General features: G+C 69.9%; 18 protein-coding genes (1 of these 18 only partly in view). 9 read left to right on the forward strand and 9 right to left on the reverse strand.

What is annotated here, in order from left to right; genetic code table 11:
• Positions 1 to 107: 107 nt before the first annotated feature.
• From FrCorBMG51_RS14075 to FrCorBMG51_RS14085, 3 genes are all read right to left on the reverse strand, one after another.
• Positions 108 to 494, reverse strand: a complete 387-nt coding sequence (locus FrCorBMG51_RS14075; RefSeq protein WP_047223549.1) for an ArsR/SmtB family transcription factor — start codon at positions 492 to 494, stop codon at positions 108 to 110.
• A gap of 568 nt (positions 495 to 1,062) precedes the next feature.
• Entirely contained in the window at positions 1,063 to 1,425 is a 363-nt protein-coding gene (locus tag FrCorBMG51_RS29005; protein ID WP_047223521.1) for a hypothetical protein, read from the reverse strand.
• 495 nt (positions 1,426 to 1,920) lie between these two features.
• Entirely contained in the window at positions 1,921 to 2,481 is a 561-nt protein-coding gene (locus FrCorBMG51_RS14085; protein WP_083731205.1) for an EF-hand domain-containing protein, read from the reverse strand.
• A 155-nt stretch (positions 2,482 to 2,636) separates the two neighbouring features.
• Here FrCorBMG51_RS14085 and FrCorBMG51_RS33875 point away from each other — a divergent pair, with 155 nt between their 5' ends.
• On the forward strand, positions 2,637 to 2,951 hold the full coding sequence (locus tag FrCorBMG51_RS33875; protein WP_420848622.1) for a profilin: 315 nt from the start codon (positions 2,637 to 2,639) through the stop codon (positions 2,949 to 2,951).
• A gap of 205 nt (positions 2,952 to 3,156) precedes the next feature.
• Here the strand turns inward: FrCorBMG51_RS33875 and map are convergent, their stop codons facing one another.
• Positions 3,157 to 3,924: a type I methionyl aminopeptidase gene (gene map, locus FrCorBMG51_RS14090; RefSeq protein WP_047223522.1), complete on the reverse strand. Its 768-nt coding sequence runs from the start codon at positions 3,922 to 3,924 to the stop codon at positions 3,157 to 3,159.
• Between the two features lie 84 nt (positions 3,925 to 4,008).
• Here map and FrCorBMG51_RS14095 point away from each other — a divergent pair, with 84 nt between their 5' ends.
• On the forward strand, positions 4,009 to 4,305 hold the full coding sequence (locus tag FrCorBMG51_RS14095) for a helix-turn-helix domain-containing protein (RefSeq protein ID WP_047223523.1): 297 nt from the start codon (positions 4,009 to 4,011) through the stop codon (positions 4,303 to 4,305).
• Between the two features lie 224 nt (positions 4,306 to 4,529).
• On the opposite strand, the gene FrCorBMG51_RS14100 is transcribed toward FrCorBMG51_RS14095, so the two are convergent.
• The 3 genes from FrCorBMG51_RS14100 to FrCorBMG51_RS14110 all read right to left on the reverse strand — a co-directional run bounded on the left by FrCorBMG51_RS14100 (position 4,530) and on the right by FrCorBMG51_RS14110 (position 9,477).
• Entirely contained in the window at positions 4,530 to 7,070 is a 2,541-nt protein-coding gene (locus FrCorBMG51_RS14100) for an ABC transporter permease (protein ID WP_047223524.1), read from the reverse strand.
• 4 nt (positions 7,071 to 7,074) lie between these two features.
• Positions 7,075 to 8,028 (reverse strand): ABC transporter ATP-binding protein, encoded by a 954-nt coding sequence (locus FrCorBMG51_RS14105; protein WP_047223525.1) that lies wholly within the window; start codon positions 8,026 to 8,028, stop codon positions 7,075 to 7,077.
• A gap of 438 nt (positions 8,029 to 8,466) precedes the next feature.
• On the reverse strand, positions 8,467 to 9,477 hold the full coding sequence (locus FrCorBMG51_RS14110) for a RecB family exonuclease (RefSeq protein ID WP_371390947.1): 1,011 nt from the start codon (positions 9,475 to 9,477) through the stop codon (positions 8,467 to 8,469).
• A 161-nt stretch (positions 9,478 to 9,638) separates the two neighbouring features.
• Between FrCorBMG51_RS14110 and FrCorBMG51_RS14115 the strand changes: the two genes are divergently transcribed.
• Both FrCorBMG51_RS14115 and FrCorBMG51_RS14120 read left to right on the forward strand, forming a co-directional pair.
• The gene (locus FrCorBMG51_RS14115; RefSeq protein ID WP_047223527.1) at positions 9,639 to 10,835 is read left to right on the forward strand and encodes a site-2 protease family protein; all 1,197 of its coding nucleotides are present in this window, start codon (positions 9,639 to 9,641) and stop codon (positions 10,833 to 10,835) included.
• 56 nt (positions 10,836 to 10,891) lie between these two features.
• The gene (locus tag FrCorBMG51_RS14120; protein WP_076844428.1) at positions 10,892 to 11,809 is read left to right on the forward strand and encodes a tRNA (adenine-N1)-methyltransferase; all 918 of its coding nucleotides are present in this window, start codon (positions 10,892 to 10,894) and stop codon (positions 11,807 to 11,809) included.
• A 203-nt stretch (positions 11,810 to 12,012) separates the two neighbouring features.
• On the opposite strand, the gene FrCorBMG51_RS31295 is transcribed toward FrCorBMG51_RS14120, so the two are convergent.
• Positions 12,013 to 12,261 carry a ferredoxin gene (locus FrCorBMG51_RS31295; protein ID WP_013873563.1) on the reverse strand — a complete coding sequence of 83 codons (249 nt, stop codon included), beginning with the start codon at positions 12,259 to 12,261 and terminating at the stop codon, positions 12,013 to 12,015.
• A 273-nt stretch (positions 12,262 to 12,534) separates the two neighbouring features.
• On the opposite strand from FrCorBMG51_RS31295, the gene arc reads away from it, so the two are divergent.
• The 5 genes from arc to prcA all read left to right on the forward strand — a co-directional run bounded on the left by arc (position 12,535) and on the right by prcA (position 19,209).
• Positions 12,535 to 14,340, forward strand: a complete 1,806-nt coding sequence (gene arc / locus FrCorBMG51_RS14130; protein ID WP_047223529.1) for a proteasome ATPase — start codon at positions 12,535 to 12,537, stop codon at positions 14,338 to 14,340.
• 559 nt (positions 14,341 to 14,899) lie between these two features.
• Positions 14,900 to 16,417 (forward strand): depupylase/deamidase Dop, encoded by a 1,518-nt coding sequence (dop, locus tag FrCorBMG51_RS14135; RefSeq protein ID WP_275452055.1) that lies wholly within the window; start codon positions 14,900 to 14,902, stop codon positions 16,415 to 16,417.
• A gap of 598 nt (positions 16,418 to 17,015) precedes the next feature.
• Positions 17,016 to 17,234: a ubiquitin-like protein Pup gene (locus tag FrCorBMG51_RS14140; RefSeq protein WP_047223530.1), complete on the forward strand. Its 219-nt coding sequence runs from the start codon at positions 17,016 to 17,018 to the stop codon at positions 17,232 to 17,234.
• Between the two features lie 426 nt (positions 17,235 to 17,660).
• On the forward strand, positions 17,661 to 18,485 hold the full coding sequence (gene prcB, locus FrCorBMG51_RS14150; protein ID WP_200902451.1) for a proteasome subunit beta: 825 nt from the start codon (positions 17,661 to 17,663) through the stop codon (positions 18,483 to 18,485).
• Between the two features lies 1 nt (position 18,486).
• Positions 18,487 to 19,209, forward strand: coding sequence for a proteasome subunit alpha (gene prcA / locus FrCorBMG51_RS14155; RefSeq protein ID WP_013873557.1), 723 nt, complete (start codon positions 18,487 to 18,489; stop codon positions 19,207 to 19,209).
• A 94-nt stretch (positions 19,210 to 19,303) separates the two neighbouring features.
• Here the strand turns inward: prcA and FrCorBMG51_RS14160 are convergent, their stop codons facing one another.
• Positions 19,304 to 19,657: the 3' portion of a dienelactone hydrolase family protein gene (locus tag FrCorBMG51_RS14160; RefSeq protein ID WP_047223533.1), read on the reverse strand. 414 nt of this gene lie beyond the right edge of the window; 354 of the gene's 768 nt are visible here — the last part of the coding sequence; its start codon lies beyond the right edge, outside the window; the stop codon is at positions 19,304 to 19,306.

The following is a 19,657-nucleotide window of genomic DNA, read 5'->3' on the forward strand; positions in this document are numbered from 1 at the left end:
CCGGCTCGGAACTCGAGCCGGAACCCGTACCCGCGGTGACCGCCCTGGCCGGAAACGGGGCTTGGCGCGGGATGCCCGCCGGGTGGCGCCACGGGACCGTACGACAGCTACGACGGCTGCGGCTGCCGTGGCTGGTGTGGCTGGTGTGGTGGCGGCCCGGTCTCCGGCGCGACGGCACGCAGGTCCTGGAGCAGCTCGGCCTGGCCGGTCAGCACCCCGGTCAGGATCGTCCGCGCGACCGTCAACAGGCCGGTGATGTGAGGGCTCGTCAGCGAGTAGCGAACGGAGGAGCCCTCCTTACGGCCCACGACCAGGTTCGCCCGGCGCAGCACCGCCAGTTGCTGGGAGAGGTGGGCCGGTTCCACACCCACCTGCGGCAGCAGTTCCGCCACCGCGTGTTCACGCTGGCTGAGCAGCTCCAGCACCCTGATACGCACCGGATGCCCCAGCGTCCTGAAGAACTCCGCCTTCAGTTGATAAAGGGGCGCGGTCACCGATACCGCCTCCCGGCCCGCCATCACCGGCTCACCTCTTGGCCCCCATCACTTGTTCGCACGCCCCGCCACCACGCTCCGCCGGCTACTCGCCCCATCGCGTCCACGCCGACATGCCCACACCTATGCCCCGCCTCGCCACGATCCGTGTCACCCAGTCCGTGTTGCCGGCGCCCGGCGCGCCCGGTGGCCTGCGGCCGGCCACGGGCTGTTCCCCGCATGTGGCACGGCAACCTTACCAATTGCAAACATTAGCAACTGAAGGAGATGCCAAGGACCGGCGGTGTGCACCGCCGCCCACGAGCCCCGTGGCAGCGGGTCCTGCCCGCGAAACGGCGTGACGGACAGCGACGTTCATCTTCCTCTGCGGCTTATGGCCTCGCTCCGAAGATCACCTATAAAGATCGTCGGACGTTTCCGCCGTAAGCGGCGCAAAGCGTAGGTGGTTTCCGTTCTCCTGACAGCGCTTTCCACCTACGCTCCGCCCGGCTGTAGGTGGCTTTCGTCGTCCTGGTAGCGGTTGTCACCGACGGCTGGGCCTCCACCTACCGGTCCTGGTTGGTCGGTGTCAGTGGGTGTCGCCGACGGTGTGGACGCGGCTGGCCGTGATGATCTGGGTGTACGTGGCGACGGTCGGGCCCGGAGGGAGGCGCAGGCCGGGCGGGGCGTCCGGGGTGGAGACCGTTTCGATGGTCAGCGGCGCGCCGGTCTCGGCAAGCACCAGGTATCTGGTGGCGACGACGAGGCTGGTGTGGTCGGAGACCACGATGCCGATGGCGTGGCCGGGGCGGCCGGCGCGGTCACGGACGGGCCCGGCGTCGAAGACGCCCGGGAGTTGGGCGAGGACCTCGTAGGTAGGCGGCGTTCTGCTGGGGGCTGGTGAGACCGGAGGCGAGATCGGACAGAGCGTCCCCAGCGACGGCGATGTCATGGAAGCTGGCAGGGGCACCGCTGGTTACGGCGCGGGCGATCAGTCGTGCGTGGAGCTGGGCGGTGTCGGTGGGCATCGTCGTGGGGTCGAGCTCCGGCGGGCCCGGTGGGAATTCCGTCGGGCGGTCGTCCCGGTCGGCGGGCTGCGGTCCGCCGACGTTCATGCCGACGCGGTTGACGTACTGGACGTGGCGCTCGTGATGCTGCGACCCGTCGGGGCGCCGCCAGACGTCGACTGCTGGCGCGGTCTCTCCGCTCTGCGGGCGAGGCGCGGTAGCTTCATTCAAGGGTCCGCTCGAGGAGCCGACCGCCGATGCCGCGGGGCGAAGACGCCGTCGCGCCATGACAGCGCGACGGATCGGCTCCCGTGGCTGGCGATCGGCGCCTGCTGCAGTCTCGACGTGTGGATTTTCCTTGTTGGCGACCAGCAGGTGCATCGTCTGCCGGGATGGATCACGGCAGACGATGCCCGCAGGGCAGGCGAGAAACGTCGGTGTCAGGCGCGTCCGAAGTGTCCGAAGAGCAGGCTGCCCGGGGCTTCCAGGTCGGAAGAGAAATAGAACTCCCGGAACGCCCGGATGAACTCCTGGCGTGAAATGCGTCCGTCCCCGTCGACGTCCAAAGCCGCGAAGACGTCCACGGCGTCCGGGGCGCTTATTTTCCAGACCTCCCGCTCGTAGCGCGCAAACTCATCTTTGCTCACCTCGTTGTCACCGTCAATGTCGATGAGGTCGAAGAGTGCATGCGGAATGCCTTCGGCCACGTTTATCCGGCTGGTGTCGACGCTCGCCAGGCGGGTTGCCACGATGTATTCGTCCCTGGTCAGGCGGTCGCTGCTCGAGTCGGCGTGGCGGAGGAGTTCCAGCCAGAATATCTGGTACGTCGCAGCGAGTGCGCGAGCCCTGCTATCATCCCGGTTCAGGCCGTATGCGTTAACGTGGTGATCGATCAGTTGCTGGTAGTCGGCCCAGTCGACGTATCCGTCCCGATTGGCGTCCAGTGCGTCGAACACATACCCGATCTTGGTATTGATGGGATTGCTGATGGCAGTGGTCATATTCCTGTCCTCTCACGTGATCGACCAGGAAGGTCACGGATACGGTCTCCTCCCGCCCACATTAGTGATGGTCATGACCGCCTGCGAGTACGGATAGTCATAGATCAGAATTTCTGGGTGGCATTCAGGCCGGCCGGAGGCTGACGCCGCACCCCATTGGTCACAATGGTGGCACCTGGGCCGCGAGCGCGGGCTTCCCGCTCCGTGAGGGCGAAGGGCTAAGGATTGTCAGGCTGTTCAACGATCCTTCCGGGGTATTCACCTCCAGCGTCACGGTCGACGGCACCACATATGCGGGAATCAAGGGAGACTCGCAGTCGATCTATGGCAAGAAGGGGTCCAGCGGCGTCATCCTGGCCAAGACGGCTCAGACGGTGCTCGTGGGCGTCTACGACGAGGGGCAGCAGCCAGGGACGGCGGCACTCGTCGTTGAGAATCTGGCCGAATGTCTCCGCGAGCAGGCATACTGACCTCTCCGGCCACTGGAGGGTTGATTCTCTGCCGCCGGACCGCCGGGGCAGGCGCTCACCCAGGTAACACCGGATCGAGGGATCGGACGGTCGCCATAGCGGTTGTTTTCGCCTTCGCGTTCCTTCTGAGCGGCGTTTTTCGGGGCTGTGGGCTTCAGGCCGAGGAGGGACGGGTGAGGAGTGATCGCCAGGGGAATGATCGTTCTCAGGAGAGGGTGAGGATGCGGGGGCCGTCATCGGTGATGGCGACAGTGTGCTCGACGTGGGCGGCGCGGTCGCCGTCGGTGGTGTGCAGCGCCCAGCCGTCCGGGGCGGTGCGATAGCGGTCGCCGCCTCCGGCGGTGACCATCGGCTCGATCGCGAGGACGAGCCCTGGCTGTAGCCGCAGGCCCCGGCCGGGGCGGCCGTCGTTCGGGACGTGGGGGTCCTCGTGCATCTGCCGGCCGATGCCGTGCCCGCCGAAGCCGTCCGGGATACCCAGGCCCGCCGCCCGGCACACCCGCCCGATCGCGTGGGAGATGTCCCCGACACGGGCGCCGACCCGGGCGGCGGCGATGCCCGCGGCCAGGGCCCGCTCGGCGGTGGCGATCAGCCGCAGGTCGGCCGGGCGCGGGGTGCCCACGACGAAACTGACCGCGGCGTCGCCGGTCCAGCCGTCGAGCTGCGCGCCGCAGTCGATGCTGACCAGGTCGCCGTCGCGCAGACGGTAGCCGTCCGGTACACCGTGCACGATCACATCGTTGATCGACGTACAGATCACCGCTGGGAACGGGGTCGGCGCGAAGGACGGCAGGTAGTGCAGGAACACCGGCTTGGCGCCGGCCTCGCGGATCACCGTCGCGGCGATGTCGTCGAGCTCGAGCAGGCTCGAGCCCACGTGCGCGGCCTCGCGGACCGCTGCCAGCGCCCGTGCGACCACCCGGCCCGCTTCCCGCATCGCCGCCAGCGCCACGTCCGTCTTGAGCTCGACCATGCCCCCACCTCGCCTCGTCCTCGCCCCGTCGTCCACGCCTCGCTTTCCCTGCCCAATAACTATACCGGTATTAGTATTGCGTTCATGGTGCGGACGGCGCTGACGGCGATGGATCTGGAACGCGGCCGGCGGCTCGGGGCGGCGCTGCGCGAAGCCCGCGGTGAGCGCAGCATGGCGCAGGTCGCCGCCGCCGCCGGGCTGTCCACCGAGACCGTCCGCAAGATAGAGACCGGGCGGATCCCGACACCGGCGTTCTTCACCGTGGCCGCCCTGGCCGGGGCACTCGGGCTCTCCCTCGACATCCTGGCCCGCGCCTGCGCCACAGGCGATTCCTCGGCCGACTCCGACCGGCACCACGCCCTGCTCCACGCGGGCAGATGAGGGATCCACAAGTGAGGGATCAGACGGTCGCCATATCGACCGTCTGATCCCTGACTCCCGTGGTCCGGCGTTACCCGCCGTGGCCCTCGCCGCCGTGGGTCACGGGGGCCGGGAAACGGCATGACGAGCGACGCGACGGTTGTGCTGGGCGAACGGGTGCTCTGATGGGGCCTCCCGAGCATGTTCGGTGCTGGGAGGCCTCACCAGGAGCAGTCAAACCGCCGTCAGGTGGTTGCGATTGCCCGGAGGATGTCCATCTTCGCGGCCCGGCGGGCTGGGAAGATGGCGGCGAGGACGCCGAGGAGACCACCGACGAGCACGACAGCGATGATCGCTACTGTCGGGTAGGCGAAGGTGTCGATGCCCTGCTCCTTCAGCGCGATGGTCAGCGCCCAGCCGAGGAAGCTGCCGACCGCGACCCCGAGCAGCGCTCCGAACACCGCGATCACGACCGCCTCCAACCGGACCATTCTGCGTAGCTGCCGTCTGCTCATGCCGACCGCGCGCAGCAGCCCGATCTCCCGGGTCCGCTCGATGACCGACAGGGCCAGCGTGTTGACGATCCCGAACAGGGCGATGACGACGGCCAGTGCGAGCAGAACGTAGATGAAGCCCAGCAGCTGGTCGACCTGGTTCTCCTGCTGCCGGATGAACTCGGACTGGTCCCGGACCTCCACGTTCGGATGGGGTTTGACCGTGGCGTCGATCTCCTGGCGTACCTGGGTGAGATCCGCGTCCTTCACGGTTTTCGCGAGAACGAAGAAGTCCAGGGTGTTGGTGGGGAAGCGTTGGCTGAACTCGTCGAGCGAGATCAGGTACTGCCCGGCCACCGGGCTCTTCTCGAACGTGCCGGCCAGGCGCAGCGTCGTGGGCCCGTCCGGGAACACCACCGGGACCTCCTGGCCGACGGACAGTTTCTGCTCCCTGGCGGTGTCTTCGTCGATCAGGATCGAGCCCCTGCCCAGGGCTCGGAGATCACCGGCGGTGGTCTTGAGCGCCAGCAGGGTCGGCAGCGCCGCCGGGTCGCCCGCGGTGACCTGCTTCTTGCTGTCGTTGATCCGCACGACGTCGGACCGCAGCCCCGTGACGAGCTCGATACCGGGGGCGTCCCGCAGCGAACGGGCGACGTCGGGGCTGAAGCCCTGCGCGAAACTGGTCGAGGTCAGGTAGAAGTCCGCGCCCAGGTTGTTGCGGACCGTGTTCGTCACCGACTGTTTGATGGACTGGCCGAGCACGGAGAAGGCGCTTACCAGCGCAAGACCGATCATCAATGCGGACGCCGTGGACGCGCTGCGGCGCGGGTTGCGCATGGCGTTCTCCCGCCCGAGCCGCCCGGTCGCGCCGAACAGGGCCGGCAGCGGGCTGCCGATGACCCTGGTGACGGGCCGGGCCAGCAGCGGCGAGAGGGTGGACACCCCGAGGAAGGCCAGCCCCGCCCCGATGCCGACGACAGCCGCCGCGCCCTTGCCGCTGGCCGTCGTCAGGCCCAGCACCAGCAGCGCGGCACCGATGAGCGCCAGCGCACCACCCGCGACCCCCCGGATACGCAGCGAACGCGCGGGCAGCACGAAGGTCTCCCGCATCGCCGCCACCGGGGGTACCGACGCGGCCTTGCGTGCGGGAACGAACGCGGCGACGGCCGTGACAATGATCCCGACGGCATAGGCGACGATGATCGTCCGCGGCTGGAAGACCAGGCCCCCGTCGGGGAGGGAGACCCCGACGGCGGCGGTCACGATCCGCAGCAGCACCGCCAGCCCGGCACCGAGCAGCAGCCCCAGGGTGGCTCCGACGAAGCCGACGATCAGCGCTTCCAGCTGGACCGTGAACTGCACCTGCCGTCTGCGGGCGCCCAGCGCCCGCAGCAGGGCCAGTTCCCGCACCCGCTGGGCCACCAGCATCGTGAAGGTGTTGAAGATGATGAAGGCGCCGACGAAGACCGCGATGCCCGCGAAGACGAGCAGGAACGTCGAGAAGCCGGCGATGGCCTCCTGGACGGTGTTGGCGTTCTCGTCCGTCAGCTGCTTGCCGGTGATCGCCTCGACGCCGGTGGGCAGCACCCGGGCGATCCGGTCGCGAAGCTCGTTCTGGGAGATGCCGTCGTCGGCCGCGATGCTGATCGAGCTGAACTCGCCCGGGGTGAGCAGCACGCGCTGCGCGGTGGCGGTGTCGAACGCGGTCACCGCGGCGCCGCCGAGACTGTCCTGCCCGGCGATCCGGAATGTCCCGACCAGGGTGTAGGGGGTCGGCCCACCGTTGGTGAGGACAGTCACCTGTTCCCCGAGCCGCAGGTCGGCATCGTCCGCGGTGGCCTTGTCCACGACGATCTCCGCCCCGCGCGGCGCGCGGCCGCTGGCGAGCTCCACCGCGGAGGTCTGGCTGCCACCGTCCCAGTTGGTGCCGAGCGAGGGCCCACCACCGGTGTCGACGGCCTTGCCGGTACGGGGGTTGACCAGAACCGCCGTGCCGTCGACGCCGCCGAAGGCCTCGCGCACGCCGTCGACGCCCCGGACGGTGTCCAGCACGGAGGCGGACAGGGGCTGTCTGCTACTGGTCCCGGAGGTGTTGTCCACCGCGTTGGTCGACCGGACCGAGACGGCCACGTTCTGGAAGATGTTGGCGAACAGTCCGTCGAAGGTCCGGTTCAGCGTGTCGGTGAGGACCAGCGTGCCGGTGACGAAGCTGACGCCGGCCACGACCGCCAGCGCGGACAGCACCAGCCGGATCTTACGGGCCAGCAGGCTCTTGAGGGTCGCGCGCAGCATCGTGTCAGACCCTGCCCGCGGATCCGTGATCCTGCTCCTGGCCCGCCTCGTGCCACTCGTCCGGGCTCTGCCGGGGCTGTGGCTGGTGGGCCTCCGGCGACGCGCCGCCGCCGGCGGACGCCTCCTGTTGGAGATCGTCGAGATGCTTCATGCGTTCGAGGACGCTCTCCGCGGTCGGGTTCGGGATCGAGCCGACGAGTTGCCCGTCCGCGAGGAAGACGACCTCGTCGGAGAAGGACGCCGCGGTGGGGTCGTGGGTGACCATGACGACGGTCTGGTCGAACTCGCGCACCGACCGTTGGAGGAACGCCAGCACCTCCGCGCCCGACCGGGAGTCGAGGTTGCCGGTGGGCTCGTCGGCGAACACGATCTCCGGACGGGTGACCAGGGCGCGGGCGCAGGCGACCCGCTGCTGCTGCCCACCGGAGAGCTCCGCGGGACGGTGGCTCAGCCGGGAGGCGAGCCCGACGGCGTCGACCACCGCGCGCAGCCACTCCTGGTCGGGCTTACGCCCGGCGATGCTGAGAGGCAGGGTGATGTTCTCCGCGGCGGTCAGCGTCGGCAGGAGGTTGAACTGCTGGAACACGAACCCGACGCGGTCCCGCCTCAGCTGGGTGAGCTGCTTGTCCGACAGCTTGGACAGGTCCACGTCGCCGACGTAGACCCGGCCGCTGGTCACCGTGTCGAGACCGGCCAGACAGTGCATCAGGGTCGACTTTCCCGACCCGGACGGCCCCATGATCGCGGTGAAGCGGCCGCGGGGGAAGGACACGTCTATGTTCCGCAGGGCGGTGACCGCGGTCTGCCCCGATCCGTAGATCTTGACCAGGCCCTCGGCGCGGGCGGCGGCCGCGGCGAGGGCCACCCCGCCAGCGGCACCGGCCGAATCCGGAGGCTCCGGGGACACAACCGGCTCGGCCTGGGGATCGGCGCCGGAGATCCGGCCCGCTCGGCTCATGGAAGAAGCTCCTTTCAAACAATATGTCGATCACAGCATGTCGATCATGATGCGCTGATCAAACAACGTGCTGACACCACGAACAACCTGCTGACACCGTCCGCCCGGATGTCCGACAAATGCCGGCACCCCGCCGGTCGTCCCGCGGGCCGGGACCGGCCGGAACTGATCCGCACCGCCCGCCGGGGGCGCTCATCGAAGCGATGACCGGCCCCGCGGCGGCGCATTCATCGGATCAGATCCACCCGGCTCCCGGTACTGTCCCACCCTCGTCCGACGATCGCCCGTGACTTTTTCGGTGTCGTTCTCGACTTTCCAACGTTGTCCGGCCCGGCGGCGATCCGAATAGCCGCCGAAATCCGGATGTACGGCGACTGGCAATCTATGAACGCACACCGCCATGGACGCATATCGTGCCGGGTTGTCGTCAACCGACTGTCAGCCATCTGTCGGGTCCGTGTCGGGGCCCGTGCCTGGCCGGCCCGGGTCCGGCTGGTGAGCGTCCGCTGCCCGCCGTACCGCCGGCTCCGACGCCGCTGGTTTCGGCTCCGGATGATCGACTGTCGTGGCCTCCGGGGCCGGACGGTCGGCGGCGGGCAGCGGCGGCGGCGTCCCGCCGAACGCCGGACATCTGATCTTGTGATCGCACCAGTCGCACAACTTGCTGGGGGTCGCCCGCCAGTCGCCCGTGCGCCGGGCCCGGCTGATGGCCGACCACACAGCGTCGATCTTCCGTTCGGTGGCGCGCAGGTCGCTCTCGTCGGGCTGCACCCGTATCCAGGTCCGGTCGGCCAGGTAGTACAGCCGCAGCTCGCGGGGGATCACACCACGGATCCGCCAGAGCAGGTAGGCGTAGAACTTCATCTGGAACAGCGCCTGGCCCTCGAACGCCGGGCCGGGCGACCGGCCCGTCTTGTAGTCGACGACCCGTAACGCCGGGCCGTCGCGGGTCGCCGCCTCGTCGAGACGGTCGATGTAGCCGCGCAGCCGCACCCCGGAGTCGAGCACGTGCTCGACGTAGAGCTCCCGGGCCGCCGGGGTGAGACCGGCGGGGTTCTCCAGGCTGAAGTAGCCGGTGAGCAGGGAACGGGCCGACTCCAGCCACGCGGCCCGCTCGGCCTCGTCCGTGAACAGGGTGGCAAGCTCCGGCTCCCGGGCGAGCAGGTCGTGCCAGGCCGGCTCCAGCAGCGCCTCGGCGGCGGCGATCGTGCGCTCCGGCGGGGGATGGTCGAACAGCCGCTCCAGGACGGTGTGGACGACCGTCCCGCGCACCGCGGCGGAACTCGGCGGCTCGGGCAGCCGGTCGATCACCCGGAAGCGGTAGCGCAGGGGGCAGTTCATGAAGTCGCCCGCCCGCGACGGCGAGAGCGATCCGACGACACGAATCCCGCCCGCGGGAGGCGGAGCGTCCCCGCCGGGCGCGGGTGGCTGGTCCATGGACGGGCTCATGCCTCCGGACCATAGGCGGCCGGTCCGACAATCCGGACGCCGGCCCCGACCGGCCCGGCCCGACCATCTCCAGCCCGCCACCGGCACGCCGGGTACGCCCGACACGCACTGGCGGTCATGGGGTGTCCCGCCACCGGCAAAGACTCCGTAGCATCGCAGACATGGCCGATCAGCCTGACCAGGTCCCGCGTCCCGGCTTCCCCCACGCCGGCGGAGGCGGCCAGGAGGGCGAACCCGGCCGTCGGCCGCCCGGCATGCTCGTAGGGCGGGTCCGCGGCGTACCGGTGTACCTCTCCCCGCTGGCGCTGCTGTTCGGCCTCATCATCGGCCTGCTGCTGCTTGAGCCCAACCGGGAGCGTCTGCCCGGTGTGGCGGACGGGCGGCTGTACCTGCTGGTCGCGATCACCTCCGCCGGGTTCATCGCCTCCCTGGTCCTGCACGAGATCGGCCACTGCCTGACAGCCCTCGGCCTCGGCCTGCGGGTGCGCGCGGTGACGGTGCACGGGTTCGTGGGATTCACCGAGATCGAACCCGAGCCGCCGACCCCCGCCCGGGAGTTTCTGGTCGCCGTCTCCGGGCCGGCCGTCAACGGGGTGCTGGCCGGCGTGGGCTTCGCCCTGCTGGCCGCGCTGGACAGCGGCACCCAGCCCAGCGTGGTCATACTTGACCTGGCCGCGACCAACCTGATCCTCTTCGTGTTCAACCTGCTGCCCGGTCTCCCGCTCGACGGGGGCCGGCTGGTCGTGGCCGCCGTCTGGGGCGGCACCCGGGACAGGCTGCGCGGCGCCCGGGCCGGTGCGTATGGCGGCTACGTGGTCGCCGGCCTGCTGGCGCTGTGGGTCCTGCTCTCCCCGGGCAACCGGTTCGCCGGTCTCTACCTGCTGGTGGTGGCGGCGTTCATCGCGCTCGGGGCGCACCAGTCGCTGCGCCAGGCGCGGATCCGGATGCGCCTGCCGGGGGTGTCGGCCGGGCGTCTGGTGCGGCGTACCCTACCGGTGCAGGGGGACGTGCCGCTCGCCGAGGCGCTGCGACGCGCCCGGGATCTCGGGGCGAGCGCGGTGGCCGTGGTCGACTCCGCCGGCACACCCGTCAAGATCATGAATGGCTCCGCGGTGGACGCCCTGCCCGAACACCGCCGGCCATGGATGACCGTGGACGAGGTCAGCCGCACGATCACCCCCGGCATGGTGCTGGCAGCGGAACTGGAAGGCGAGGACCTGTTGGCGGCGGTACGCGGCACACCCGCGAGCGAGTATCTGGTGACGCAGGACGGGCGCCCGGTGGGCGTGCTCGCCATGGTCGACCTGGTCGCCCGTATCGACCCGGCGAGCATCGGCCGGCTGGTGAACCAGCGGTGAGCGCCGAGCCGGCGCCGCACGGTGACGCGAGCGAACCAGACGAACCAGGAGAGCCAGTGATACACCGGTCACCCACCGGCGCCGCCAACCGTCGCGGGACCCTCACCAAGGGTGACCGTGTCCAGCTCACCGACCCCAAGGGGCGGCGGCACACCGTGACGTTGGAGCCGGGCCGCCAGTTCCACACCCACGCCGGCGCCATCGAGCACGACGACCTGATCGGCCGCACCGAGGGCGTGGTGGTCACCAGCACCGGGGGGACGCCCTACCTGGCGCTGCGCCCGCTGCTGACCGACTTCGTCCTGTCCATGCCACGCGGCGCCGCCGTGGTCTACCCGAAGGACGCCGCGCAGATCGTGACCTACGCCGACGTCTTCCCCGGCGCGCGGGTGCTGGAGGCCGGCGTGGGCTCGGGGGCGCTGTCGTGCTCGCTGCTGCGGGCCGTCGGCGACCAGGGGCTGGTCGTCTCCTACGAACGGCGGGCCGACTTCGCCGAGATCGCGCGCAGGAACGTCGAGACCTTCTTCGGCGGGCCGCACCCCGCCCACGTCCTGCACGTCGGGGACCTCGCCGAGGCGACCGAGCGGGACATCGACCGGGTGGTCCTGGACATGCTGGCCCCCTGGGAGGTGCTGGGCACGGTCAGCGCGGCGCTGGTGCCCGGCGGGGTCGTCTGCGCCTACGTCGCCACCACCACGCAGCTGGCCCGCGTCGTCGAGGAACTGCGGGCCCACGGCGCGTTCGCCGAGCCGGCCGCCTGGGAGTCGATGACGCGCACCTGGCACGTGGACGGGCTGGCGGTGCGCCCCGACCACCGCATGGTCGGCCACACCGGCTTCCTCGTGACGGCCCGGCGGCTGGCAGACGGGGTCACCGCCCCGCCGCGGCGGCGACGGCCCGCCAAGGGCGCGCATCCCGAGGAGACACAGATTTCCGGAGCGGTCCAGACAGCCGCTCCGGTGTCGGATTCCTGACGCCGGTACCGCCCGGATGTCGGATCCCCGACATCCGGGCGCCCGGCTTTCGTGACGCTGAGAACACCGGGACGCTCCCGGCTCCCGTCCAGCGCCCGATCGGCTGAGATGTTCCCGGGGTGCCGCCGGGCGCCGGATGCCGGTGCACCCGACACCCGATGGGGCGGTGCGCCCGGGTGAGACAGTGCGCCCGGGTGAGACGGTCAGGAGCCGGGGCCGGCCTCGAGGGTCCCGTCGGGGCGTTCGACGTAGATGCAGTTGCCCGGGCAGTCGTCCGCGGCGGCCACGACGTCGTCCACCAGCGGCAGCGGTACCGGCGCCGACGCGCCGGCCTGGGTGCGCAGCTCGCCGTCGGAGCCCTTGACGTATGCCAGACCGTCAATGTCGAACTCGAACACGGTCGGGGCGAGCTGGACGCAGAGGCCGTCGCCGGTGCACGCGCCCTGGTCCACACGTACTCGCAACGTCGAGGGCGCTGCCGTGGACCCCGCCGAGGAGGCCGCCGTGGACCCTGCTGCGGGCCTCGTCGTGGGCGCTGTCGAAGGCGTCGATGCCTCAGGGAAATTCGTGGGCGTTGCCACAGGGCTCCGATCGTCTGTCACCATGGCACCGTAACTCGCTGTTTACGCCAAAGCAGGCCCGTAGTCGTCAGACCGGCGTGCCAGCGGCGGTCACAACGGTAGTGTTGGGTGCGTCCCGGTCAGCACGGGGGAGGTGGAGGCGCGGTGTCCGGTCCCCGTTCGGGCTCTGGCTCCGGTGGGAGTTCGGGCCGTCCAGGCGATGGAGATCCACGAGCGTCGGCGTACGAGAAAGAAGTACACGAGCTCACAACACAGGTCGCTTTCCTCGAGGAGGAGGTGGCGATGCTGCGGCGCAGGCTCAACGAGTCGCCGCGGCAGGTTCGCGTGCTTGAGGAGCGACTGGCCGAGGCCCAGGCGGACCTCGCCGGCCTCAGCGGGCAGAACGACAAGCTCGTGGCCACACTGCGCGAAGCTCGTGATCAGATCATCGCCCTGAAGGAAGAAGTCGACCGACTCGCCCAGCCGCCCAGCGGCTATGGGATCTTCATCGGGTCGTACGACGACGGCACGGTCGACGTGTTCACCCAGGGGCGCAAGCTGCGGGTGACGGTGTCGCCGAACGTCGGCGTCGGCGATCTGAGCCCTGGGCAGGAGGTCATGCTCAACGAGGCCCTCAATGTCGTCGACGCGCGCGCGTTCGAGCGTCACGGCGAGATCGTCCTGCTCAAGGAGGTCCTGGAAAGCGGTGACCGGGCTCTGGTCATCGGCCACACCGACGAGGAGCGCGTGGTCCTGCTCGCCCAGCCGCTGCTGGAGGGGCACCTGCGGGCCGGCGACTCGTTGTTGATCGAGACTCGGTCGGGGTACGCGTTCGAGCGCATCCCCAAGTCCGAGGTGGAGGAGCTGGTCCTCGAGGAGGTACCGGACATCGGCTACGAGCAGATCGGTGGTCTCAAGGGCCAGATCGAGTCGATCCGGGACGCCGTCGAACTGCCGTTCCTCTACAAGGATCTCTTCCTCGAGCACAAGCTGAAGCCCCCGAAGGGCGTCCTGCTCTACGGCCCGCCCGGCTGTGGCAAGACGCTCATCGCCAAGGCGGTGGCCAACTCGCTGGCGAAGAAGGTCGAGGCCCAGACCGGCCAGGGCAGCGGCCGGGCGTTCTTCCTGAACATCAAGGGCCCCGAGCTGCTGAACAAGTACGTCGGCGAGACCGAGCGGCAGATCCGGCTGGTGTTCCAGCGGGCGCGGGAGAAGGCGTCCGAGGGCATGCCTGTGATCGTGTTCTTCGACGAGATGGACTCGATCTTCCGGACCCGCGGGTCCGGGGTGTCCTCGGACGTCGAGAACACGATCGTCCCGCAGCTGCTCAGCGAGATCGACGGTGTCGAGCAGCTCGAGAACGTGATCGTGATCGGCGCGTCCAACCGTGAGGACATGATCGACCCGGCGATCCTGCGTCCGGGCCGACTGGACGTCAAGATCAAGGTGGAGCGTCCGGACGCCGAGGCGGCCAAGGACATCTTCGCCAAGTACGTCACGCCCGATCTGCCGCTGCACGCCGAGGACCTCGCCGAGAACGGCGGCAGCCGGGAGGCGACCTGCCAGGGCATGATCCAGCGGGTCGTCGAGCGGATGTACGCCGAGAGCGAGGAGAACCGCTTCCTCGAGGTCACCTACGCCAACGGTGACAAGGAGGTCCTGTACTTCAAGGACTTCAACTCGGGCGCAATGATCGAGAACATCGTCGCCCGGGCGAAGAAGATGGCGGTCAAGGAACTCATCGAGGGGGGCGTCAAGGGGCTGCGCATGCAGCACCTGCTCAACGCCTGCGTCGACGAGTTCAAGGAGAACGAGGACCTGCCCAACACGACCAACCCGGACGACTGGGCACGGATCTCCGGCAAGAAGGGCGAGCGGATCGTCTACATCCGCACGCTCATCACCGGGACCAAGGGCACCGAGGCCGGCCGGTCCATCGACACGATCGCCAACACGGGCCAGTACCTGTAAGTCGGTCGGCCCAGCCGATCGGAGGAAGAGACCGGAAGGCACCGGACGGAGCGGGGCCCGGCCCCGGGGCACCCACGCCAGGGCGTCCCAGGGCCGGGCCCCGCTCCGTCTCGTCTCCCCTCGGTGTCCTCTCGGTGCCCTCTCCTCGGTGTGCACAGAGCCGCGAGGGAGCATCGGGGAGCGCGGCGAGGGAACGGCGAAGAAACACAGCCACGGGTGTCTTCCGGGTACGCAGGACGTTCCGCCGAGGGCGGGAGAGCAGGGAATCCCCGCTCTCCCGCCCTCGGCGTTGACGGGGCGCGGCACGCGCCCGGGCCGGGGCGGGGCGGACGTCGAGGGGCATCGAGGATGCGCCGAGGGAGCCCCGAGGGAGTGGATGTAAACGATTTCCCTGGGCGTTCCGCAGGCGCGGCACGCTCCCGGGCCAGGGTTTTCCGGTCATCAGCGGGCCGTCGATGGGGTGTTTGGTCCGTATTTCTGGGATTTTGTCAGGCAGTCACCGAAGGTCACCCGTCCGGTCCAGGTCTCGGTGCGGGCTCAAAGCACCTACGCTGACAGTGTGAGCGTTCGCCGGATCATGGGAGCCGAGACCGAGTACGGCGTCTCGGTGCCCGGTCAGCCAACCACCAACCAGATGCTTGCCTCGTCGCTGGTGGTCAATTCCTACGCCAGCCGACAGGCGACCGGCGGCAGCCGGGCCCGGTGGGACTTCGAGGAGGAGTCGCCACTGCGCGACGCGCGGGGCTTCGAGCTGCCCCGCGAGCCGGTGGTCGATCCGTCCGCGCCCGCCAACGAGGACGACCTGGGCCTGGCCAACGTCATCCTCACCAACGGCGCCCGCCTCTACGTCGACCATGCCCACCCGGAGTACTCCACGCCCGAGGTGACCAACCCGCGCGACGTGGTGCTGTGGGACAAGGCCGGCGAGCGGGTGATGGCCGAGGCCGCCCGGCGGGCGCTGTCCGTGCCGAACACCATGCCGGTGCACCTGTACAAGAACAACACGGACAACAAGGGCGTCTCCTACGGCTGCCACGAGAACTACCTGATGGCCCGGTCCACGCCGTTCGGCGACATCGTGCGCCATCTCATCCCGTTCTTCGTCTCCCGGCAGGTCGTCTGCGGCGCCGGCCGGGTCGGCATCGGGGTGGACGGCCGGGAGGCCGGCTTCCAGCTCAGCCAGCGGGCCGACTTCTTCGAGGTCGAGGTCGGCCTGGAGACCACCCTGAAGCGTCCGATCATCAACACCCGGGACGAGCCGCACGCCGACCCGGAGAAGTACCGCCGGCTCCATGTGATCATCGGCGATGCGAACATGAGCGAGATCTCGACCTACCTCAAGGTCGGCACCACCTCGCTCGTGCTCGCGATGATCGAGGACTCCTGGCTCGACGTCGACCTCAGCGTCGACAACCCGGTGAGCAGCCTGCGGGCGGTCTCCCACGACCCGTCCCTGCGCCACCTGCTGACGCTCGGCGACGGCCGGAAGATGACCGCCGTCCAGCTGCAGATGGAGTACCTCGAGCAGGCCCGCAAGTACGTCGAGGACCGCTTCGGCACCGACCCGGACGCGCAGACCGCGGACGTGCTCTCCCGCTGGGAGTCCGTCCTGGTGCGTCTTGAGGACGACCCGATGAGCTGCTCCCGGGAGCTGGACTGGGTCGCCAAGCTCGCCATCCTCGAGGGCTACCGGGCCCGGGACGGGGTGGGCTGGGACGCTCCCCGGCTCCAGCTGGTCGACCTGCAGTACTCCGACGTGCGGCCCGACCGTGGCCTGTACAACCGGCTGGTGGCGCGCGGCCGGGTCGATCTGCTGCTCACCGAGGACGAGATCGTCCGCGCCATGACCGAGCCGCCGCACGACACCCGGGCGTTCTTCCGGGGCCGCTGCCTGGCGCTGTACCCGCAGCAGGTGGCCGCCGCATCCTGGGACTCGGTCATCTTCGACATCGGCCGCGACTCCCTGCAGCGGGTGCCGACCCTGGAGCCGCTGCGCGGGACGAAGGCGCACGTCGGCGAGCTGCTCGCCCGCTGCCCGACCGCGCTGGACCTCGTGGACGCCCTCACCGGCGGCTGACCGGGACCACCTCACACAGCCTCCACCAACCCCCCACCGGACTCCTACCGTCCCCGCCACACGGACGCCAGGCCCCACGCCAGCCGGCTCTACCGCCGGCGTGGGGCCCTGCTCGGCCGGGGCGAGCAGGCAGGGAACCGACCGCCGGGCCGGGCCGGGCGCCCTGGGCCCGTGGGTGCAGCGTGCGCCCCTGGGGTACGGGCCTGCCTCGTTCGTCCTCGTAGCGGGCCCGCAGGCCCGCCACACCGCCGCTGACGACGAGGTGGGGCTGGTGGCCGAGCGGGCCGTCCGTGCGTTGCGCCATGGGCGGACGTCGCGACGGATCCGCTGGATCGTGATGAAGTGGTTCTCCACCGGCCAAAGGCAGCGCGATCATGTTCCTCGCGCTGCCGGCGGCCAGACTCCTGGGTCACCGGCCAAAGGCAGAGCGATCATGTTTTTCGCGCTGCCGGCGGCCGGAGCCTGCGGGTGGGCTCATGGCGGGCCGGGCTCGCGACCACCACGTCGGCGTGGTGAGGTCGATGGCGGGCGGCGAGGAACGCCTCAGGATGTCCGGGCCCGGAGATAGTGTCGCTCCAGACGATCGAAGGAGGGTCTCATGGCCACGAAGGACACCGGCGGCGGTCAGCAGCGCGCGGGCCGACGGACGGACCAGAGTGACGACGTCGAGGTCGAGGAGTCCAGCGCCAGCGACATCAAGGAGAGGCACGAGAAGCTGTCCGAGGACGTCGACTCCCTGCTCGACGAAATCGACGACGTGCTCGAGGAGAACGCGGAGGAGTTCGTCAAGGGCTACGTCCAGAAGGGGGGCGAGTAGGCAGCCCCCGCCGACCGGCCGCAACGGCCGAGCGGGAACATCGGGACCGGGGCCGGGAGAACCGGCCGGGACGCCGGCCACCGGGTGGGGCACGGCACAGCCCGCCTGACGGACAGGGCGGGACGGGTGCATGCCCGACCGGGGCCCGCCGGCTGCCGGGCCGCGTAGGGCCCATCCCGGTCGCGGCGGTGCGCGGCCCCGGCAACGTCGCCGGTGGGCCGCCCCGGCATCAGCGGCGCGGGACGACAGTGACATCGTGTGCGGCATCGCACTACGGGTTTCCGTGTGCGTCGTCACACCGTGGGTCATTGTGCGCCTCAGCGCACCGTGGGTCATGGCGTGCGTCATCCGCACCATGGGTCTCGGCGGCCTCACCGACGACCTGGTACCACTTATCCGACCCACCGACTACCTGAAGGGGGATGTGTGGCTGATCCAGCGGGAGTCGCCGGGCGTCTACCGTCTGTGTTCATGACACCGGGAACGTCGTCGTTCACCGAGTTCCTGGCCATGGCCGCGCCCGAGCTGCTGCCAGGCGCACGCGGCAGTCTGCCGGCCGCCGTCACCGAGGTGGCCCATGGCACGACGATCGTGGCGGTGACGTACCCCGGCGGCGTGATCATGGCCGGTGACCGCCGCGCGACCATGGGGAACGTAATCGCACAGCGGGACGTCGAGAAGGTCTTCCACGCCGACGAGTACTCCTGTGTCGGCTATGCCGGCACGGCCGGGATCGGCGCGGATCTCGTCCGCCTGTTCCAGGTCGAGCTCGAGCACTACGAGAAGATCGAGGGTTCCACCCTCAGCCTGCACGCGAAGGCCAACCGACTGTCCTTCATGATCAAGAACAACCTCGGCCTGGCGCTGCAGGGGCTCGCGGTCATCCCGCTGTACGCGGGCTACGACCTCGACGCCGGCAAGGGGCGGATCTTCTCCTACGACATCACCGGTTCCCGGGCCGAGGAACACGGCTTCCAGGCCATCGGCTCCGGCTCCGTCTTCGCCCGTGGCGCGTTGAAGAAGAAGGTCCGGGACGACCTCACCCAGGACGCGACCGTCCGGGTCGCCGTGGAGGCGCTCTACGACGCCGCCGACGAGGACTCCGCCACCGGCGGCCCGGACCTGTCCCGCCGCATCTACCCGGTGGTCGCCTCGGTGACCGAGGACGGTTTCCGCCGCTTCACCGACGACGAGGTGGGCGCCGTGGTCGAGGCCGTCGTCGCCGGCCGTCTGACGAATCCGGGAGGCTGACATGACCATGCCCTTCGGCTATGCCAGTCCGGAGCAGCAGGTCCGGGACAGGTCCGAGTACGCCCGCAAGGGGATCGCGCGCGGCCGCAGCGTGGTTGTGCGCAGCTACGCCGACGGCATCCTGTTCGTGGCGGAGAACCCCTCGTCCACCCTGCACAAGATCAGCGAGATCTACGACCGGGTGGCCTTCGCCGCGGTCGGCAAGTACAACGAGTTCGAGAACCTGCGGACGGCGGGTGTACGCATGATGGACGTCCGTGGGTACATGTACGACCGCCGGGACGTCACCGGGCGGGCGCTGGCCAACTTCTACGCCCAGACCCTCGGCACGATCTTCACCGACAGCATCAAGCCGTACGAGGTGGAGATCGTCGTCGCGGAGGTCGGAGAGGATGCCGTCTCCGACCAGATCTACCGGCTGACCTACGACGGGTCGATCGCGGACGAACGCGGGTTCGTGGCCATCGGTGGGCAGTCCGAGCAGGTCAACACGTCCCTGAAGGAGCATCACGCGGACGCGCAGCCGCTGGCCACGGCGCTGCGGGTCGCCGCGAACGCGCTGCGGGCCGGCACGCCCCCGGGCGCCAACGGCGACCGCGTCCTGTCCTCGGCCAACCTCGAGGTCGCGATGCTCGACCGCACCCGCAGCCGTCGGCTGTTCAAGCGCATCTCCGGCCCACAGCTGGACGCGCTGCTGGACGAAGGCGCCGACACCCCGACCTGACCCGGCAGGCTGGCTGTTCCTCCGCCGGAGGGCCGGTGCGGCCGGCGGCGATGTGTGACTCGTCTCACGTCGCCGCCGGCCTGGGAGAACTGGTTCAGGCGGCGGCCACATGGGCGCGCAGCCAGGCCAGCGTTCGGTTCCAGGCGTCCTCGGCCGCCGCTGGCCGGTGGATCTCGACGCGGTCGTCGCTGTGGAAGGCATGGCCGGCGCCGGGGTAGCTGATCAGCGCGGTGGGCACCGCCGCCGTGCCCGCGGCCGTCCGCAGCGCGTCGATCTCGTCGATGCTGATCAGCGTGTCCTGCTCGCCGTACAGACCGAGCCATGGCGCGCGCAGCGCCGGAGCGAGGCGCACCAGCGGCGGTATGCCGTCCCAGTACGGTGTGCGCACCCCACCGCCGTAGAACGACACGGCCGCGCCCACGGCATGGCGGGTGGCGGTGGCCAGCGC

The sequence above is a fragment of the Protofrankia coriariae genome (genome assembly GCF_001017755.1).
Taxonomy (GTDB): domain Bacteria; phylum Actinomycetota; class Actinomycetes; order Frankiales; family Frankiaceae; genus Protofrankia; species Protofrankia coriariae.

What these genes read in the sequence shown, in the direction of transcription:
- FrCorBMG51_RS29005 (WP_047223521.1), bottom strand. Translation starts at nt 1,425, where the DNA reads ATGACATCGCCGTCGCTGGGGACGCTCTGTCCGATCTCGCCTCCGGTC.
- FrCorBMG51_RS14085 (WP_083731205.1), bottom strand. Translation starts at nt 2,481, where the DNA reads ATGACCACTGCCATCAGCAATCCCATCAATACCAAGATCGGGTATGTG.
- map (WP_047223522.1), bottom strand. Translation starts at nt 3,924, where the DNA reads ATGGTCGAGCTCAAGACGGACGTGGCGCTGGCGGCGATGCGGGAAGCG.
- FrCorBMG51_RS14095 (WP_047223523.1), top strand. Translation starts at nt 4,009, where the DNA reads ATGGTGCGGACGGCGCTGACGGCGATGGATCTGGAACGCGGCCGGCGG.
- FrCorBMG51_RS14100 (WP_047223524.1), bottom strand. Translation starts at nt 7,070, where the DNA reads ATGCTGCGCGCGACCCTCAAGAGCCTGCTGGCCCGTAAGATCCGGCTG.
- FrCorBMG51_RS14105 (WP_047223525.1), bottom strand. Translation starts at nt 8,028, where the DNA reads ATGAGCCGAGCGGGCCGGATCTCCGGCGCCGATCCCCAGGCCGAGCCG.
- FrCorBMG51_RS14110 (WP_371390947.1), bottom strand. Translation starts at nt 9,477, where the DNA reads ATGAGCCCGTCCATGGACCAGCCACCCGCGCCCGGCGGGGACGCTCCG.
- FrCorBMG51_RS14115 (WP_047223527.1), top strand. Translation starts at nt 9,639, where the DNA reads ATGGCCGATCAGCCTGACCAGGTCCCGCGTCCCGGCTTCCCCCACGCC.
- FrCorBMG51_RS14140 (WP_047223530.1), top strand. Translation starts at nt 17,016, where the DNA reads ATGGCCACGAAGGACACCGGCGGCGGTCAGCAGCGCGCGGGCCGACGG.
- prcA (WP_013873557.1), top strand. Translation starts at nt 18,487, where the DNA reads ATGACCATGCCCTTCGGCTATGCCAGTCCGGAGCAGCAGGTCCGGGAC.